Origin of the sequence: Terrisporobacter vanillatitrophus, from assembly GCF_051148895.1 — a bacterium.
Lineage (GTDB): Bacteria > Bacillota > Clostridia > Peptostreptococcales > Peptostreptococcaceae > Terrisporobacter > Terrisporobacter vanillatitrophus.
Window position 1 is genome coordinate 2,704,249 of record NZ_CP154625.1, and the last position, 16,602, is coordinate 2,720,850.

18 protein-coding genes are annotated in these 16,602 nt (G+C 30.1%); all 18 read right to left on the reverse strand.

Annotated features, from left to right (window positions below):
- Positions 1–8: 8 nt before the first annotated feature.
- Complete coding sequence (locus TVTCOM_RS13455; RefSeq protein WP_434796786.1) at positions 9–1,175, reverse strand: amidohydrolase; 1,167 nt, start codon at positions 1,173–1,175, stop codon at positions 9–11.
- Positions 1,176–1,335: 160 nt separating this feature from the next.
- Positions 1,336–2,541, reverse strand: a complete 1,206-nt coding sequence (gene dapG, locus TVTCOM_RS13460; RefSeq protein WP_434796787.1) for an aspartate kinase — start codon at positions 2,539–2,541, stop codon at positions 1,336–1,338.
- A gap of 9 nt (positions 2,542–2,550) precedes the next feature.
- Positions 2,551–2,796 (reverse strand): YlmC/YmxH family sporulation protein, encoded by a 246-nt coding sequence (locus TVTCOM_RS13465; RefSeq protein ID WP_434796788.1) that lies wholly within the window; start codon positions 2,794–2,796, stop codon positions 2,551–2,553.
- Positions 2,797–2,925: 129 nt separating this feature from the next.
- Entirely contained in the window at positions 2,926–4,167 is a 1,242-nt protein-coding gene (locus tag TVTCOM_RS13470; protein WP_434796789.1) for a M16 family metallopeptidase, read from the reverse strand.
- A 93-nt stretch (positions 4,168–4,260) separates the two neighbouring features.
- Entirely contained in the window at positions 4,261–5,010 is a 750-nt protein-coding gene (locus TVTCOM_RS13475) for a polysaccharide deacetylase family protein (RefSeq protein ID WP_434796790.1), read from the reverse strand.
- Between the two features lie 180 nt (positions 5,011–5,190).
- Positions 5,191–7,296, reverse strand: coding sequence for a polyribonucleotide nucleotidyltransferase (gene pnp, locus TVTCOM_RS13480; protein ID WP_434796791.1), 2,106 nt, complete (start codon positions 7,294–7,296; stop codon positions 5,191–5,193).
- Between the two features lie 130 nt (positions 7,297–7,426).
- Positions 7,427–8,269: a DegV family protein gene (locus TVTCOM_RS13485; RefSeq protein ID WP_434796792.1), complete on the reverse strand. Its 843-nt coding sequence runs from the start codon at positions 8,267–8,269 to the stop codon at positions 7,427–7,429.
- Positions 8,270–8,368: 99 nt separating this feature from the next.
- Entirely contained in the window at positions 8,369–8,623 is a 255-nt protein-coding gene (rpsO, locus tag TVTCOM_RS13490) for a 30S ribosomal protein S15 (RefSeq protein ID WP_434796793.1), read from the reverse strand.
- Positions 8,624–8,724: 101 nt separating this feature from the next.
- Positions 8,725–9,654, reverse strand: a complete 930-nt coding sequence (locus TVTCOM_RS13495) for a bifunctional riboflavin kinase/FAD synthetase (RefSeq protein ID WP_434796794.1) — start codon at positions 9,652–9,654, stop codon at positions 8,725–8,727.
- A 24-nt stretch (positions 9,655–9,678) separates the two neighbouring features.
- On the reverse strand, positions 9,679–10,587 hold the full coding sequence (gene truB, locus TVTCOM_RS13500; protein ID WP_434796795.1) for a tRNA pseudouridine(55) synthase TruB: 909 nt from the start codon (positions 10,585–10,587) through the stop codon (positions 9,679–9,681).
- 12 nt (positions 10,588–10,599) lie between these two features.
- Positions 10,600–11,580: a DHH family phosphoesterase gene (locus TVTCOM_RS13505; RefSeq protein WP_434796796.1), complete on the reverse strand. Its 981-nt coding sequence runs from the start codon at positions 11,578–11,580 to the stop codon at positions 10,600–10,602.
- A complete protein-coding gene (rbfA, locus tag TVTCOM_RS13510) occupies positions 11,573–11,962 on the reverse strand; it encodes a 30S ribosome-binding factor RbfA (protein ID WP_434796797.1) in 390 nt (129 codons plus the stop codon). The genes TVTCOM_RS13505 and rbfA overlap by 8 nt, the downstream gene beginning before the upstream one ends.
- A gap of 32 nt (positions 11,963–11,994) precedes the next feature.
- Positions 11,995–13,929: a translation initiation factor IF-2 gene (gene infB / locus TVTCOM_RS13515; RefSeq protein WP_434796798.1), complete on the reverse strand. Its 1,935-nt coding sequence runs from the start codon at positions 13,927–13,929 to the stop codon at positions 11,995–11,997.
- 24 nt (positions 13,930–13,953) lie between these two features.
- The gene (locus TVTCOM_RS13520; protein ID WP_434796799.1) at positions 13,954–14,262 is read right to left on the reverse strand and encodes a L7Ae/L30e/S12e/Gadd45 family ribosomal protein; all 309 of its coding nucleotides are present in this window, start codon (positions 14,260–14,262) and stop codon (positions 13,954–13,956) included.
- Entirely contained in the window at positions 14,252–14,527 is a 276-nt protein-coding gene (gene rnpM / locus TVTCOM_RS13525) for an RNase P modulator RnpM (protein WP_434796800.1), read from the reverse strand. The genes TVTCOM_RS13520 and rnpM overlap by 11 nt, the downstream gene beginning before the upstream one ends.
- Positions 14,528–14,539: 12 nt before the next feature.
- Complete coding sequence (gene nusA, locus TVTCOM_RS13530; protein WP_434796801.1) at positions 14,540–15,595, reverse strand: transcription termination factor NusA; 1,056 nt, start codon at positions 15,593–15,595, stop codon at positions 14,540–14,542.
- A 30-nt stretch (positions 15,596–15,625) separates the two neighbouring features.
- Entirely contained in the window at positions 15,626–16,087 is a 462-nt protein-coding gene (gene rimP, locus TVTCOM_RS13535; RefSeq protein WP_434796802.1) for a ribosome maturation factor RimP, read from the reverse strand.
- A gap of 199 nt (positions 16,088–16,286) precedes the next feature.
- On the reverse strand, positions 16,287–16,523 hold the full coding sequence (locus tag TVTCOM_RS13540) for a YgjV family protein (protein WP_434796803.1): 237 nt from the start codon (positions 16,521–16,523) through the stop codon (positions 16,287–16,289).
- Positions 16,524–16,602: the final 79 nt, after the last annotated feature.

Sequence of the window (16,602 nt, forward strand, 5' to 3'; positions counted from 1 at the left end):
TTTTATTTTTAGTCTTTTAAATGATAAACTATTTTACCATCAATTATTGTATATAAAGTTTTTGTAAATACATTCATCGGATTCCCATCAAATATTGCTATATCTGCATCTTTCCCTACTTCAATACTTCCAATTCTATCAGAAACATTGCATATTTCTGCTGCATTTATTGTAATCGCTTTAAGAGCCTCCTCTATTCCCAGACCCTCTTTTGCCGCAAAGCCAGCACAAATAGGTAAATCCTGTATTCTAGTAACTGGATGATCCGTAGTAATAGCAACCTTTACACCAGCTTTATGTAAAATCCCTGCAGTTTTAAAGTCTGCATTTTGAGTTTCTATTTTATTTCTTATAGCCATTGAAGGTCCTACGATAGCTGGAAACCCAGATTCACTAATTTCTCTCGCTATTAAATGTCCTTCTGTACAATGATCTAAGGTTAAGTTTAAATTAAATTCTTTAGCTATGCGAATAGCAGTCAAAATATCATCTGTTCTATGTACGTGAGCCTTTAAAGGTATTTTTTTATTAATCAAGGGTAACCAACATTCTTTTTTAAATATTTCTTCAAAGTCATCATTATTTTTTATAGCTTTTTTTTTGTTTTCATTATATTGTTTAGCATCAAACAACACTTCACGTAAAAGTGCTGCTATTGACATGCGAGTTGACGGTATCATACTTTTTTGGTCATAATTTGTTTTTATATTTTCTCCAAAAGCCACTTTCATTGCTGCTGGTTGCAAAATAGTCATATTATCTATATCTCTACCATGAGTTTTAATAAAGATAAATTGCCCTCCTACTACATTTGAACTTCCTGGCCCTACCATAACTCCTGTAATCCCTGCACTTAAAGCATTATGAAAAGCTGGATCCATAACATTAACGCCATCTAAAGCTCTAAGATAGGGTGTAACAGCTTCATATGTTTCATTACAGTCATCACCCTCAAACCCTTTTTTCTCTTCTATTATTCCAATATGGCAATGCGCCTCTATTATTCCAGGTATAACCCAACAATTACTAGCATCAATTACGTTACAATCTTCATTGCCATCTATAGTAATATTTTCTCCCACTTCTATAATTTTCTTATTTTTTATTAAAACAGATCCGTTATCATAAGTTTTTCCAGACATTGTTATTACTTTTCCATTTTTAATTAATAACATAAATTTTTCTCCTTTATAAACTTTTATTATATTATTACTTATTAAGTTTTCCATAAATCTTATAAATTATAGCTACCTTAACACTAAAAATACCCTATACAGATAAACAAATACTTTCTTGTTATAACTGTATAGGGTATTTCGGTATTTTTATTTATTTTTAGTTATCAAATTCTTTATGAATAGCATGAACAGTCTCTACCATATCTTCCTCTTTTACTAAACAAGTAAGACATGTATATGAATCTGATGATTGTAAAAGAGTGATACCTGCCTTTGATAAAGCTCTAACTACTTTTGCAATGACACCAGGAGTTTCTGTGATTTTCGAACCAATTAAAGTTACTTTTGCACAATGTTTTCTAATATCGTATTTTACTTCATACTTTTGTAAAATTTCTTCTACTTTAGGAATATAATTTTGTTCCAATGCAAAAGCTTTTTCTTCTGTGAAGAAATTTATCATATCTAAGTTTATATGCTTTTCTTCCATTTCATTTAATATTTTTGAGAACAATTCTTCAGATGATTTTACTTTAACTTGAGCTATATTGTCTTTATGAGCTACTGATGTCATAAATCTACATTGGAAGTCTTCATAATCACTTACTAAACCACGAGTTAAACCGATTCTAGTTCCTTTACATGTAGGATTTAAAGTATTCTTTATTTCTAAAACAATATCTCCATTCTTAGCAAGTTCTACTGCTCTTGGATGAATAACCTTTGCTCCTTTTTCTGCCATTTGGAATACTTCTTCGTAATCACAGTAATCAAGTATTTTTGCTGCTGGCTCTATTCTTGGGTCAGCAGTCATTATTCCATCCACATCTGTATAAATTTGTACAGTTTCACTTCCCAATGCTTTTCCTATGGCAACTGCAGATGTATCACTACCTCCTCTTCCTAAAGTAGTAACTTCTCCATCTTCTGTACCTCCTTGGAACCCTGCTATAACAACTACTTTGCCTTCATCTAACTCTCTACGAATTCTTGTTGGATTTATTTCCTTTATTTTTGAATTTGAATAAACCTTAGTCGTTATTATTCCAGCTTGCATTCCTGTTAGAAAAATTGATGGTATTCCTCTAGCTTCTAACATTGATGATAGTATTGTTCCTGATATTATTTCTCCACAAGACATTATTAAGTCAAGTTCTCGTTTTTTAGATTTTTTGTTAACATTAGTACATAAATTTATTAGTGTATCAGTCGCATAGGGTTCTCCTTTTCTTCCCATGGCTGAAACTACTATTACTAAGTCGTTCCCCTTTTTTTTGTATTGTTCTATTATATTACACACTTCATTCATTTTTTCAACTGATGCTACTGATGTACCACCAAATTTTTGTACTAGAATCCCCATATTTGCCTCCTAATATATTCCATCGTATTCAATGATTATCATATCATTGCCAATTTTTTTCACATTCCTCCATGGAATTTCTAAATCTCCTCTATCCCTTTTTATACCAAAAAATCCTCTTTCTCTTGGTATGGAAAGCGCCAGGATTTTACCTGTAGTTTCATCTATTATAATATCGCACTCACCAATTACTCCAAGTCTTTCTCCATTAACTAAGTTTACTATTTCTTTTCCAGCTAATTCAGATAAATTCATATTTTTCACCCCGATAAATAAAAATTTGTTTCACTTAAGCCACTGCGTGGGAACTCCACTTCATATAGCCAACGAAATGCATTCTCTAATGATTCAGGCACGACCTTGCTCAAGCGTTACTTTTTACAATTATATCTGAACACCTTCTACATTTTTTCCTACTATACACACTCCTAAGTTCTCTATATTAAATACTTTATTAATAATTGCTTTAACTTGTTCCATATTTACGCTATTTATATGTTCAATAATTTCATCTTCGTTTTTGATCTTATTATTAAGCAACATAGACTCACCATGAGATAACATTTTTGAACTAATACTTTCTAAGCTTAATATATAATTACCCTTCAACTGTTCCTTACTTTCTTTAAGTTCTTCTTCAGTAACATAGTTTTCTCGTATATTTTTTATTTCTTTTATTATTAAGTCATATACTTCTTTTAAGTATTCTTCACTGGTACTAGCAAATATACCCAACTCTCCACATTTTTTATATAGAGTTGGAGACGAGTATATGGAGTATACTAATCCTTTGTCTTCTCTTATATTTTGGAAGAGTCTAGAGCTAGTACTTCCACCAAATATATTGTTTACAACTGCTAAAGCATAAGCTTCCTTTTCATTCTCTTCTGGTATAGCTTTTAAATTTATTGCTATATTGACTTGTTCGCTTTCTCTATTTTTAGTTATAAAACAAGAGTGAAACTTAGCTTCTTTTACTTCTATATTTACTTCCTTTTCTTCCCATTCACTGAATTTTTCTTCTATAAACTTTACTACTTCTTCAAAATTGAAATTGCCACAAATTGATATGACTGCATTATTAGGAACATAATACTGATTATAATGATTTAAAATATTTTTTCTTTTTAAATTTTTAATAGTCTGTCTATTCCCAAGTATGTTCATACCTAGTCCATCATCGGCATATATATTTTCTACTAATAAATCATAAGATAAATCATCTAAAGAATCTTCATACATTTTCAATTCTTCTAATATTACTGCTCGTTCTCTATCTATGTCATTGTTATTAAAAGTTGAATTTAATATCATATCACTTAAAACATCTATGCCTATATTTATATGTTCATCTAAAATATGAACATAATAGCATGTACATTCTTTATTTGTAAAAGCATTTATTTGTCCACCAATATTATCTATATCTCTTGCTATGTCTTTTGCACTTCTATTTTTAGTTCCTTTAAACAGCATATGCTCAATAAAATGAGACACTCCACTTTCCTTAGGTGTTTCTATCCTAGATCCTGTATTTATCCAAATCCCAAGAGATACGGATTTTAAATAAGGTATTTCCTCTCCCACAATGGTGAGACCATTTTTTAGGGTTTGACATTTATACATATCGTCCTCCAAATTCTTCACTATGTCATTATAAACTTTAATTTTTACAAGTTAAAAAAATTTATAGTATTAATTATAGTTTAGGATCTTAATTTAATCAACAACAAACACATCACTAAGTCTCCCTGGTTTTAAGTTTTTTTCTCTTATAATTTGAATAATATCATCTAAACATTTTGTTGTAGCATCTGTTGGATGCATTAATACAATACTTCCATCTACTATATTCTTATTCTTTACTCTTTCAATGATTTTTTCAGGATTGTCTCTATCTTGCCAATCAATAGTATCCACATCCCATTTGAAGCATATGTAATTTAAACATTCTGCTGCTTTAACTGTATTTGAGCCAAAAGAACCTGCTGGAGCTTGAAAAAATTTAGTTTCCTCTCCAATAGCATCATCAATTATTTTCTTAGAAGTACTTATTTGATTATAATTTTCATCATATGAAAGATTAGCGTAGTCTAAGTGTTTATATCCATGATTACCTACCTCATGTCCTTCATTTTTAATTCTTAAAAGCAAGTCCTTTTTATTTTCAGCCCACTTTCCTGTAACATTAAAAGTAATGTGTACCTTCTCCTTTTTTAGAGTTTCTAAAATAGATATTACATACTCATCTTCCCACCCTAGGTCTACGTTGCAAGTTAATGCAACATAGCCACTATTTTTTTTGGTTCCCTGGGTATAGGGAGCTTTTGCCAAATCTAAAATATTAATACTTGGTGTTGACTGATTTTTCTTAAGTGTAAAAGCGATTCCACATATTATAAGCAGAATGATTAGAATAAAAATTATTATTTTTTTTAGTTTACCTTTGTTTAGCACCATCATTATCATATTCGTTTCCTCCTAATATGTACAAATTATTTCTTATTTTAAGTTTATTATTACGACTTATAATTTATTCTTAGGAATAGGACTTGTTATCTAAAAATTCACGGCCCTTTGGCGACGTGTAAGCAAAACACATAAAAAAAACGAGACTACGTCTCGTTCCCTTATTGTATAAATGAATTATTATTTATTTTTTCTCTCTGGTCTAGGTAATAATACTTTTCTAGATACGTTTACTCTACCTTTGTCATCTATTTCAGTAACCTTAACTTCTACTTCATCTCCAACGTTTAATACATCTTCAACTTTTTCTACTCTTTCGTGAGCTATATTTCCTATACGAAGTAATCCTTCTTTTCCAGGAAGTAATTCAACGAAAGCTCCGAAGTTAACTACTCTTGTTACTTTACCTTTATATATTTCATTTAACTCAACTTCTGCTACTATATCAGATATTTTTTGCTGAGCTAATCTTATCATATCCATATCAATACCAGCTATGAATACTTCACCATCTTGTTCTATATCTATTTTAACGCCCGTTTCATCTATTATCTTAGTTATTACTTTACCACCAGCACCGATAACGTCTCTTATCTTATCTGGGTTAATTCTCATAGTAACTATTTTTGGCGCATATTTAGATAATTCTTCATTTGGTTTATCTATGCATTTTCTCATTTCGTTTAATATATGAAGTCTGCCAACTCTAGCTTGAGCTAATGCTCTTGTTAATACTTCTTCATCTATACCAGCTATTTTAATATCCATTTGTATAGCAGTTATACCTTTTTCAGTACCTGCAACTTTAAAGTCCATATCTCCTAAATGATCTTCCATACCTTGTATATCTGATAGTATAGCCATTTTCCCATCATGTTCTATAAGTCCCATTGCAATACCTGCAACCATATCTTTTAAAGGTACACCCGCATCTAATAAAGATAATGTAGAACCACAAACAGAACCTTGAGATGTAGAACCATTTGAACTTAATACTTCAGACACAAGTCTTATAGCATAAGGGAATTCTTCTTTTGAAGGTATTACCGGAAGTAATGCTCTTTCAGCTAAAGCTCCATGACCTATTTCTCTTCTTCCTGGTCCTCTTGATGGTCTAGCTTCACCAACAGAGTATGCAGGGAAGTTGTAGTGATGCATATATCTCTTATTTTCTTCTTCATCAAGTCCATCAAGTATTTGAACATCACCTAATGCTCCAAGAGTTGTAACTGTCATTACTTGAGTTTGTCCTCTTGTAAATAACCCTGAACCATGAGCTCTTGGTATAAATCCATGATCACACCATATTGGTCTTATTTCATCAGTTTTTCTAGCATCTGGTCTTCTACCTTCATGAACTATAGCTTTTCTAACTTCTTCTTTTATTATAGAATCTAGCGTAGCTATTATATCATTTCCAAACGCTTCTAAAGTTTCTTCATCAAAACTATTTATAGTTTGTTCTTTTACAGCGTCCATAGCTTCTTGTCTTTCTAATTTTTCAACAACGCTAACAGCTTCCTTCATTCCTTCAGTAGCTACTTCCCTAACTTTGGCTTCTATGTCAGCATTTGGTTTAGTTTCAACAAATTCTATTTTTTCTTTTCCAACTTCAGCTTGAATTTGTTCTATAAACTCAGCTATTTTTTTAATTTCTTCATGTGCTTTTAATATTGCTTCAAGCATTAATGATTCTGGTACTTCGTCAGCTCCAGCTTCAACCATCATTACCGCTTCTTTAGTTCCTGATACTACTAAGTGTAATGAACTTTTTTCTCTTTCTTCTGCTGTAGGATTTACAACTAAAGCTCCATCCACTAAACCTACACATACAGATCCTGTTGGTCCATTGAAAGGTATTTCTGATATTGATAAAGCAACTGATGAACCTATCATAGAAACTATATCAGGAGTACAATCTTGGTCTACTGATAAAACTGTAGCAACTACTTGTACATCATTTCTGAATGTTTTTGGAAATAAAGGTCTTATAGGTCTATCTATAAGTCTTGATGTAAGTACTGCTTTTTCTGACGGCTTTCCTTCTCTTTTTAAGAAACCACCTGGTATTTTACCAACTGAATATAATTTTTCTTCATAATCAACACTTAGTGGGAAAAAGTCTACACCTTCTCTTGGTTGAGCTGATTTTGAGCAGTTTACCATAACCATAGTCTCACCATATCTAAGTATTGCACTACCACTAGCAAGTTGTGATATTTTCCCTATTTCAACAGAAAGTTCTCTTCCTGCTAAATCCATTGTAAAAATTTTATGTTCAAACATTAATGCTTGTACCTCCTCTTATACTGAAACCACTATTTCTTCTATGTACTATATTAACAAAATTACTACTAATTAACAATATAATTATACAATGTAAAGAATTAGTGTTTTAGTATATCCTCTTAATTTATTAGTTAGAAGAACTTATTGCTAAAATTTGAGGGCCTGTGTGTGCACATATACAAGATCCACCTCTAGTAATAAATACTTCCTTTGCTTTTATTCTTTTAGCAACTTCTTCTTTAAGTTTTTCAAAATCTGATTCATTAGAACCATATCCTATTGTAAGAACTTTAGATTCTAAATCATGATCATTAGCTTCTAAAATCATATCTACTAGTTTAGAGGCTACTTGTTTAGCTCCTCTAATTTTTGTTACTATTTTATTTTTTCCATCTTCCATGGTGCATATAGGTTTTATATTTAACATATTTCCTACAAAAGATACCACACTTGGTAATCTTCCACTTTCTTTTAAATAATCTAATGTAAATGGTACGAAAAATAAATTTACACTTTCTCTAATGTCTTCTAATTTATCAACTATTTGATCAGCAGACAAATCACTATTTTCCACTAATTCACACGCTTTTATTACATATTGTCCACTTCCTAAAGATAAAAATAATGTATCAAAAACATATATATTCCCAGTAACATCATTTTGGGCCATTATTGCACTTTGATATGTTCCTGAAGTCTTTGATGACCCTGTTAGACAAATCACATCATATCCTTCATTTGCATATTTTTCAAAAGCTTCTTTAAATTGAATGTATGTAACTTGAGATGTTTTAGGTAAGGTTTCACTACTTTCCAAAATATGATAAAATTGTTGATTAGTAAAATCTATACCATCTTTATATTCTTTCCCATTTATACTGATAGTAAGCGGAATCATATCTAAAAAGCCTTTTTGTTTTATTTCCTCAGGAATGTCGCACATGCTGTCACACAGTATTTTAATCTTCATGGCTACTGCCCCCTAATAGAAATTAATTATTCATTCTTTTATCAATACAAAAAAAGCAGATACCATAAGTATATCTGCTTTTTAAATAAAGTAATAAGATTATTTTCTTAATCCTAACTTAGCTATTAATGCTCTGTAACCTTCTAAGTCTTTTTCTTTTAAGTAAGCTAATAAGTTTCTTCTTCTACCAACCATTTTTAATAATCCTCTTCTTGAGTGATGGTCTTTTTTGTGAACTTTTAAGTGCTCGTTTAATTCGTTTATTCTAGCTGTTAATAAAGCTATTTGAACTTCTGGAGAACCAGTATCTCCTTCTTTTCTTCCGAATTCGCTTATTATTTCTGTTTTATTCATTTGATGTACCTCCAAATATTTTAATATAATCGCCATTTACTAAGCATTGATTGGAGTATTCATATGCCGAGTAATGGTTACTTTGATTATTTTATCATAACTTAGCTACTTTTGCAAATATACTTTTTATATATATAATTAGTATCCATCTTCAATTGTATTTTTAATTCGTTTAAATCTTTAAACTTCTTTTCATCTCTTATTCTTTCCAAAAACTCAAGTTTTATAGTTTTGCCATAAATATCTTTGTCAAATTGTAATATGTTTGTTTCTACTGACATTTTTTCTCCATTTACTGTAGGATTATAGCCAATATTTGTAGCTCCTACATATACTTCATTTCCAATATATACTTTTGTAGCATATATACCTCTTTTAGGTATAATAAGATTTTCTTGTAGTTTAAGGTTTGCCGTTGGAAATCCTAAAGTTCTACCTAGCTGTTTTGCATGAATCACTGTACCTTCAATTGTATAGTTTCTCCCTAAGTAATTCTTTATTTCATCAACTCTACCTGCATATATTAAATCTTTTACATGAGTACTACTCACTCTTATATTATTAATAACTACAGGCTCAACTACCTCCACATCAAATCCATATTTTTTGCCTAGTATTTTTAATATTGGTGGAGTACCTTCTCTATTTCTTGCAAAAGCAAAATCATGTCCTATAATTAGTTTTTTTGCACCTAGTTTATCAACTAATATTTCTTTTACAAAATCTTCTGCTGATATTTCTGCCATATCTTTATTAAATGGTATATCTATAACTACATCTATACCTAATAACTTAAGTTTATTGATTTTTTCAACTTGTGTTATTATTTCTCTAGTTGTAATATTAGAAAAATAACTAATAGGACTGTTTTTAAATGTAAAAACTACACTCGTTAATTGTTCTTGTTTAGAATAATCAACCGTCTTTTCTATAAGAACCTCATGTCCCTTATGAATCCCGTCAAATTTACCTATAGTAACAACACTTTTATCAAAACTTTCTATTTCATTTAAAGAATTTATTATAATCATGTCTTTTCCCCACTGATATAAAAATTATTCTATAAAAATTTTATCACTCTTTAGACTAATAGTGTTATTATTTTTTAATAATTTTCCAGTTCCTATAAATTCATCATTACAATATACCCTGACATATTCATCATTTTGTGATAAATTATCATTTGTAAACCTTTTAGAATCTATTATTCCACCATTTCTATAGTATTTAAGAGCAGTATCTTTTAATTCAACTTTTTTAAAATTATCTAGAACATAATCAATATCATATAAGTGATTTTCTAGGATGTTATCATTATAATATTTTTCTAATTCTTCTAGAGTTATTGCATTTTCTAAGTTGAATTTTCCAGAAGATGTTCTAAGTAAAAAGGACATATGTCCTCCACACTTTAAGTACTTACCAATATCATGACATATACTTCTAACATAAGTACCCTTTGAACATTTAACTAAAAATAATACTTTATTTTCAATTATATTTAAAATTTTTATTTGTTCTATATTAACTTTTCTAGGCTTAATTTCAATAGTGTCGGCTTTTCCTTTTCTAGCTAAATCACACATTTTTTGTCCATTAATCTTCAAAGCTGAATAAACAGGAGGATACTGATTAATCTCTCCTTTTTGTGTTTCAAAAGCTTTGTATATATGTTCACTTGTAATATTTGAAGCATCACCTTCGAATGTTATTACTCCAGAAGAATCATAAGTGTCTGTAGCAACACCTAATGTTAATTCACATATATATGATTTTTCTTTATTCAAAATAAGCTCACTTACTTTTGTAGCCTTGTTTAAACATATAGGAAGAACTCCAGCTGCATCAGGATCTAACGTTCCTGTATGACCAACTTTTTTCATGCTTAAAATTCTTCTCACTCTACTTACTACATCGTGAGATGTCATACCTGTAGGTTTTAATATATTTACTATTTTATTCATTAAAAATCATCCTTAAATTTCTTTTAATGCTTCTTCTAATATTTTTGTTTTTGCATTTTCCATACTATCATTTATAGTACAACCAGCAGCCCTTATATGTCCGCCTCCACCAAATGTCTTAGCTAAACGACCTACATCTGCATAGGATTTAGATCTTAAGCTAACTTTAATCTCATTATTGCTTTTTTCTTTAAGTAAAATTCCTATTTCTACGTTTTCTATATCTCTAGCATATGGGACAATACCGTCTATATCCTTAAAATCAACATTGTATCTTTTAAGCATATCTTGTGTAACCATCATTATGGCCACTTTCCTATTGACAATTTCAAGTGTATTTAGTGACTCTCCCAATAATTTATAAAAGTTAAAAGGATTACTACCAAAAACATTTTGAACTACTTTTTGTGTATTTGCTCCATTTATTAATAATTGCTTCGCCATATCAAAACTACTTGCATGAGTATTAGAATATGTAAGTTTTCCAGTATCCGTCATAAGACCTGTATAGAGAGCTGTAGCTATATTTTCATCTATAGATTTAAAATTATTTATTTCTTCATTTCTTATGAGTAAATTATATACTAATTCACAAGTTGAAGATGCTTCAGCCACTACATAATTTAAATCCCCATAAAAATCATTACTTGCATGATGATCTATATTGATTAATTTCATACAATTATCTTTAATGTCATCATCTACACAAATTCTGTTTTTATCTCCACAATCTAAAGTAATCAAAGTATAGTTTTCTATTTTCAACCCTTTAAATTCACTAGAGTTTATTATATTTATATCTTCAATAAGAAACTGCATGTTTAAAGGCATATCATCATTCATAACATAATAAACATTTTTATTGATTTTTTTTAAGAAATAATTAATTGAAAGAGTTGAACCTATATTGTCTCCATCTGGATTAACATGAGAAGTAACGACAAAATCGTTACTTCCATGTATATATTTTATAATAGTGTCTATATTATTCATTTTCATTTTCCTCAACTTGTATTTGAGGTTTTTCTTGATCTTTTTGAGACACTTTTTTTATAAGGCTGTCCATATACATACCTTTGATTAAAGAGTCATCTACTTTGAATATAATTTGAGGGATATGTCTTATTTTTATACTTCTACCTATTTCTCTTCTGATGTAGCTTTCTGCATTTCTTAAACCTTCTAAAGTGGATTCTTCATCTCCACCCAAAATACTTACATATATATATGCATAGCTTAAATCATTAGTAACTTCCACATCTGTAACACTTACCATAGAGTTTATTCTAGGGTCTTTTATTCCATTAATAAGTATAGTACTTACTATTTTTCTAATTTCTTCACCTATTCTACGTGTTCTATTATATGATGCCATAATATCAACCTTCTTTACTAGTAGTTAATTATTTATAATTTTCTTTCTATCTCTTTTGTTACATAAGCTTCTACTATATCTCCAACTTTTATATCGTTGTAGTTAACGAAACTCATACCACATTCGTACCCATTATTAACTTCTTTTACATCGTCTTTAAATCTCTTAAGAGCTTGTATTTCACCTTCGTGAATTATTATTCCATCTCTTACGATTCTAATTTTACCATTTCTGAATATTTTACCACTTGTTACATAACATCCTGAAACTGTACCAACACCAGATATTTTATAAACTTCTCTTATTTCTGCTTTACCTGTGTCTTCATCTCTATATTCTGGATCTAACATACCGCTCATAGCAGCTTGTATATCTTCTATTGCTTTGTATATTATAGTGTAACTTCTTACATCTACACTTTCTTTTTCTGCAAGAGATTCTGCACTTGGTACTGGTCTAACATTGAATCCTATTATTATTGCATTTGATGCAGCAGCAAGCATAACATCTGATTCAGTTATAGCTCCAACACCACCATGTATTACTCTAACTGCAACTTCGTCATTAGATAATTTTTCAAGTGATTGTTTTACTGCTTGAGCAGAACCTTGAACATCTGCTTTTATAACTATATTCAGCTCTTTAACTTGACCTTCGTTCATTTGCTCGAAGAATTGGTCAAGTGACATTCTTTGGTTAGATTTTAACATTTCTTCTCTAGCTATTTGTTGTCTTTTTTCTGCAACATTTCTAGCTATTTTATCTGAAGGTACAGCTACAAACTGATCTCCACCTTGTGGTACTTCTGAAAGTCCTAATATTTCAACAGCCGTTGATGGTCCAGCAGTTTTAACTCTTTTTCCTTTTGAGTTTATCATTGCTCTTACTTTACCTGAAGCAACTCCACAAACTATTGGATCTCCAACTTTTAGAGTACCACCTTGTACAAGTACTGTAGCAACTGGTCCTCTACCTTTGTCAAGTTCGGCTTCTACAACTGTACCAACAGCTCTCTTATCTGGATTAGCTTTTAGTTCTTCCATTTCAGAAACTAAAAGTATCATTTCTAGTAATGTGTCTATTCCTGTTCTTTGTCTAGCTGAAACTGGAACTGCTATAACATCTCCACCCCAGTCTTCAACAAGTAATCCTTGTTCAGATAATTCTTGCTTAACTCTATCTTGGTTAGCTGCTGGTTTATCTATTTTATTTATAGCAACTATTAGTGGAACTCCCGCTGCTTTAGCATGGTTTATTGCTTCTATTGTTTGAGGCATTATACCATCATCTGCTGCAACTACTAATATTGCTATATCTGTAACTTGCGCTCCTCTAGCTCTCATTGCTGTAAAAGCCTCATGTCCTGGAGTATCTAAAAATACTATCTTTTGTCCATTTATTGATACTTCAGATGCACCTATATGTTGAGTAATTCCACCTGCTTCACTATTAGTAACATGTGTACTTCTTATAGCATCTAATAAAGACGTTTTACCATGGTCAACGTGCCCCATAACTGTTACAACTGGTGGTCTTGGTTTTAAGTCTTCTGCTTTATCTTCTTCTATTTGCATTAATTCTTCTATTTCTTCTTCAGCTTCTTCATCATTTGAACCTGCAACTAATGTAAATCCATATTCACTTGCTAAATGAGAAGCTATTTCAAAGTTAACTTCTTGATTTAAAGATGCCATTGTTCCCATTTTCATAAGCTTCATTATAACTTCTGTAGCTGGTTTTTCTAAAGCTTCAGCCAGTTGTTGAACTGTTAAAGTTCCATCAACTGTTATTACATTTTCATCAGATTCTTCTTCTTGTAAAAGATCCATTAGTAATTCTACTTCATCTTCTTCTAATTGAGATTTCTCGTTTTCTACTTCTATTCCTAATTCTTTTATTTTTGCTAAAATGTCCTTATTTGACATTGCCATTTGTTCTGCTATTTGGTAAACTCTTGTTTTATTCACAAGATCACCCCCTATAATTATTTGTTAATTCATTAACTGTATGATTTTATTTGCGAATCCTATATCTTTAATTCCTATAACTGCTCTAGAATCTTTACCAATAGACATTCCTAAATCACTTTTTGTAGACAACTCTACACAATTTACTTTTCTAAAAGATGTTTTATCATTGAATAACTTTTTCGTATTATTCGATGCATCTCCTGCAACTATAACTAAATTTAATTTTCCTTTTTTTAGATCTAACATAGTTGCATCTTCTCCAGATACTAACTTACCTGCTCTCATTGCAATGCCTAATAATGAGTGTATTTTATCCATATTATTTTTCATATGATTCTAACTCCGCTAATAATTTTTCGTATACCTCATTAGGCACTTCCATCTTAAATGCTCTATTTAAAGCTTTACTCTTTATAGCCTTTTTTAAACATTCAGAATCTTTGCATATGTATGCTCCTCTTCCATTTGCTTTTCCAGCTAAGTCTATAAAAATTTCGCCTTCTTTATTTTTTACTATTCTAATAAGTTCCTTTTTGTTATCTCTGTCTTGACAAGCAATGCACTTTCTTTGAGGCACTTTTTTCATTTTTTTCAAAGCAATCCCTCCTTATTCTTCGTCATTTAATTGAGATTCACTTTTAATGTCTATCTTCCAATTCGTAAGTTTTGCAGCAAGTCTAGCATTTTGTCCTGCTTTACCTATAGCTAAAGATAGTTGATAATCTGGAACTACAACTAATGCTGATTTTTCTTCTTCATCAACCTCTACTTTAACTACTTTTGATGGGCTAAGAGATGCAGATACAAACTCAGCTGGATTTTCACTGTAGTTTATTATGTCTATTTTTTCTCCACCTAATTCATCAACTACATATTTAACTCTAGTTCCTTTTGGTCCTACACAAGCTCCAATTGGATCTATTTTTTCGTCTATTGAATGAACAGCCATCTTAGTTCTTGATCCTGCTTCTCTAGATACAGATTTTATTTGAACTATGCCTTGGAATATTTCCGGTACTTCTGATTCAAATAGTCTCTTAACTAAATTCGGATGACTTCTTGAAACTACTATTTGAGGTCCTTTATTAGTTTTCTTCACTTCTAATATATATACCTTTATTTTATCTCCTGCTTTAAAATGCTCTCCTGGTATTTGTTCTGTTTCTGGCATAGATGCTTCTATTTTACCAAGTCTAACATAAACAATTTTTTTATTATCAGATACTCTAGCAACTTCTCCAGTTACTATTTCTCCTTCTTTTTCTATAAATTCATTGTAGATTATTTCTCTTTCAGCTTCTCTTATTCTTTGAACAACTACTTGTTTAGCCGTTTGTGCTGCTATTCTTCCAAAATCTTTTGGAGTTACTTCATTTTCTATTATATCTCCAAGTTCATACTTTGGATTTATTTGTCTTGCTTCAGCAAGTTCTATTTCTAAGAAGTTATCATATAAATCTGACTCATCCACAACTCTTCTTTGTGAGTAAACTTTAACATCTCCTTTTTCTCTATTAAAGTCTACTCTAACATTTTGAGCTGAACCAAAGTTCTTTTTGTATGCAGTAAGTAATGCTTGTTCTATAGTATCTATAAGTACATCTTTATCGATACCTCTATCTTTTTCTAATTCATCTAATGCTTCTATGAATTCATGATTCATTTTTTTATCCTCCCTATATTAATGTTACCACTAAAACTTAATAGCTAATCTAACAAGTGCAACATCTTTTTTATCAAATTCAACTTCTTCATTATCTATTATAACTTTAATATTTTTCTCTTCTGTTAAACCAACAAGTTCTCCCTCATGTAATTTAGAACCATTCATTGGCTTATAAAGTTTTATTTCCACATCTCTACCTTGATATTTTATAAAGTCCTTATCTTTTTTAAGTGGTCTATCAAGACCTGGTGATGATACTTCTAAATAATAATTATCTTTAATTGGGTCTTTTTCATCTAGAATTGGATTTAATGCTCTTGTAACTAATTCACACTCATTTAAAGAAACTCCGCCTTCTTTATCGATGTAAACTCTAAGGAAAAATTCTCCACCCTCTTTAATGTATTCAACATCCACTAACTCTAAATCGTTGGCTTCTGTTATAGGTAACACCATTTGTTCTATTTCAGTAGCTATGTTCTTTTTCATATTGTTTACCTCCTATTCAGTTGTATTTATAGTATTTAAAATAAAAGAGTGAGCACAACTGTCTCACTCTTAGTTTCTGCAAATATACTATTTTATATATCACTATATCATAAAAATGTTATGTTTACAAGCTTTTGTATTGACTTTATATTTGTAATAACATTCTTTCATTAACAATAGACGATAAAAATTATTTACTTTAACTTTTATTATTTGTTCTTTTTAGTTTATATAAGTTATAGATATTTATAATAATTATTATAGCATTAGCTAAAGCCACAGGGTAAACTCCAAGGTTTAATCCATATATAACAAACATTAAACATCCTAGGGAATTTATTATTCTTAATTTATATATATCTGTCATTGTAAGAGATATGGCAATTAAAATAGATGCTGCGTATCCAACTAGTTCTATATACTCAAAACTAAACATATTAATTCCTCCTTATTATTATAAGTACATTAATATACTTAGTTTGTTCATTTTTCATACTATAATTCACTTCTAATTT

Excerpts from the sequence above, each read along its gene's own strand:
- TVTCOM_RS13505 (WP_434796796.1), bottom strand. The coding sequence starts at position 11,580 with ATGAATAATATAGACACTATTATAAAATATATACATGGAAGTAACGAT.
- dapG (WP_434796787.1), bottom strand. The coding sequence starts at position 2,541 with ATGGGGATTCTAGTACAAAAATTTGGTGGTACATCAGTAGCATCAGTT.
- TVTCOM_RS13495 (WP_434796794.1), bottom strand. The coding sequence starts at position 9,654 with ATGATTATAATAAATTCTTTAAATGAAATAGAAAGTTTTGATAAAAGT.
- TVTCOM_RS13485 (WP_434796792.1), bottom strand. The coding sequence starts at position 8,269 with ATGAAGATTAAAATACTGTGTGACAGCATGTGCGACATTCCTGAGGAA.
- TVTCOM_RS13470 (WP_434796789.1), bottom strand. The coding sequence starts at position 4,167 with ATGTATAAATGTCAAACCCTAAAAAATGGTCTCACCATTGTGGGAGAG.
- TVTCOM_RS13520 (WP_434796799.1), bottom strand. The coding sequence starts at position 14,262 with ATGAAAAATAATATGGATAAAATACACTCATTATTAGGCATTGCAATG.
- rbfA (WP_434796797.1), bottom strand. The coding sequence starts at position 11,962 with ATGGCATCATATAATAGAACACGTAGAATAGGTGAAGAAATTAGAAAA.
- TVTCOM_RS13465 (WP_434796788.1), bottom strand. The coding sequence starts at position 2,796 with ATGAATTTATCTGAATTAGCTGGAAAAGAAATAGTAAACTTAGTTAAT.
- TVTCOM_RS13455 (WP_434796786.1), bottom strand. The coding sequence starts at position 1,175 with ATGTTATTAATTAAAAATGGAAAAGTAATAACAATGTCTGGAAAAACT.
- rpsO (WP_434796793.1), bottom strand. The coding sequence starts at position 8,623 with ATGAATAAAACAGAAATAATAAGCGAATTCGGAAGAAAAGAAGGAGAT.
- TVTCOM_RS13475 (WP_434796790.1), bottom strand. The coding sequence starts at position 5,010 with ATGATAATGATGGTGCTAAACAAAGGTAAACTAAAAAAAATAATAATT.
- nusA (WP_434796801.1), bottom strand. The coding sequence starts at position 15,595 with ATGAATCATGAATTCATAGAAGCATTAGATGAATTAGAAAAAGATAGA.
- TVTCOM_RS13540 (WP_434796803.1), bottom strand. The coding sequence starts at position 16,523 with ATGTTTAGTTTTGAGTATATAGAACTAGTTGGATACGCAGCATCTATT.
- truB (WP_434796795.1), bottom strand. The coding sequence starts at position 10,587 with ATGAATAAAATAGTAAATATATTAAAACCTACAGGTATGACATCTCAC.
- rimP (WP_434796802.1), bottom strand. The coding sequence starts at position 16,087 with ATGAAAAAGAACATAGCTACTGAAATAGAACAAATGGTGTTACCTATA.
- pnp (WP_434796791.1), bottom strand. The coding sequence starts at position 7,296 with ATGTTTGAACATAAAATTTTTACAATGGATTTAGCAGGAAGAGAACTT.